Consider the following 1,268-nt stretch of genomic DNA (forward strand, 5'->3'; position numbering starts at 1 on the left):
GGGGTCGGGGTCGGGGTAGTGGCGAAGCAGGTCGCGCAGCGTGAGGGCTTCTAGCGCGGCGACGGTCATGCCTTGGCCGTAGACGGGGTTGAAGCAGCACAGGGCGTCGCCAGTGACGAGCAGGCCGCGAGGGGCATCGGTGAGTCGGTCGTAGCGGTGGCGTCGGTTGTGGGGATAGCGGGTCGTGCGGAGTGGGCCGAGGAGCTCGGCGCCGTCGATGGCCCGGCTGATGTCGGGGAAGGCGAGGGTGGTGGCGAAGGCGCGGAAGCCGTCGAGGTCGGTCGGTGGGGTGTCGCCGAGGATGCCAGCGAGACTGACGAGGTGCTCGCCACCTTCGATGGAGAACAGCGCGCCTCCGCGCGGGTGGCCGGGTGCGGTGCCGGTGAGGATGGCCAGGTCTTCGTCCAGGGCGTCGGGACGCAGCCGGAATCGCCCGCTGGTGTAGGCGACGTTGACCACCACCCGTTCCTCGTCGGGCGCGGTGTGCCCGAGCTCGGTGAGCCAGCGCGGAGTGCGGGAAGCGCGGCCGGTGGCATCGATGACGAGGTCCGCGCCGAACAGCTCCTCGGGCGCCTCGCCACCGTCGAGCCCAGCAGCGTCGTCGATCTCGGAACTCGGGGTGCGACCGTTGAAACGGCGTGCGGTGACGCCGGTGATGCGGGTGCCGTCGGTAAGTAGGCCCGCGACGTCGCAGCGATCGATGATCTGGACGCCGGGCAAGCGCCGCACCTCGGCACGAAGGTGGGTTTCGAGGAACGGGCGGGGGCACAGCAGGTCGCTGCGGGGTTCGCTGACGCGCGGCAGTCGTACCCCGCCGAGCAGGAAACGCATTCGTGCTGACTGGCCGGTGACGGCGCCGTCGGCGACGAGGCGGTCGAGGATGCCGGGGAACAGTTCGTCGAGAATCGCGCGCCCGCGGGGGAGCAGGGCGTGCACGTGATGGCCCTGCGGGATGCCCTTGCGTGCTTCCGGTCGGCCGTCGTCGGGCAGGCAGTCGCGATCGAGAATCGTGACGCGCCCGAACGAGTCGGTGAGCGCGCGAGCGGTGAGCAGACCGGAAATGCCAGCGCCGAGGACGAGGGCGTGATCGCGGCGGGCTGTCGGTCGAGACATGTGCCACCTCCTCATGGGAAAGGGAGCATGATGTTGACCCCGCTTCACGGACACGTCGGTGAGGAGATCAGGCCCGACGGGCGGTCGATGGTTTCGAACTGTATGGGGCTCATCCACTCCAATGCGGAGTGTCGGCGACGGCGGTTGTAGAAGCC

General features: G+C 69.7%; 1 protein-coding gene. It reads right to left on the reverse strand.

Annotated features, from left to right (window positions below; translation table 11 throughout):
• Positions 1–1,167: FAD-dependent oxidoreductase (locus HF519_RS30095; RefSeq protein ID WP_169416325.1), on the reverse strand; the 1,167-nt coding region annotated here is incomplete at its 3' end.
• Positions 1,168–1,268: the final 101 nt, after the last annotated feature.

The organism is Pseudonocardia bannensis, from assembly GCF_012911875.1.
In the GTDB taxonomy this organism is placed as follows: domain Bacteria; phylum Actinomycetota; class Actinomycetes; order Mycobacteriales; family Pseudonocardiaceae; genus Pseudonocardia; species Pseudonocardia bannensis.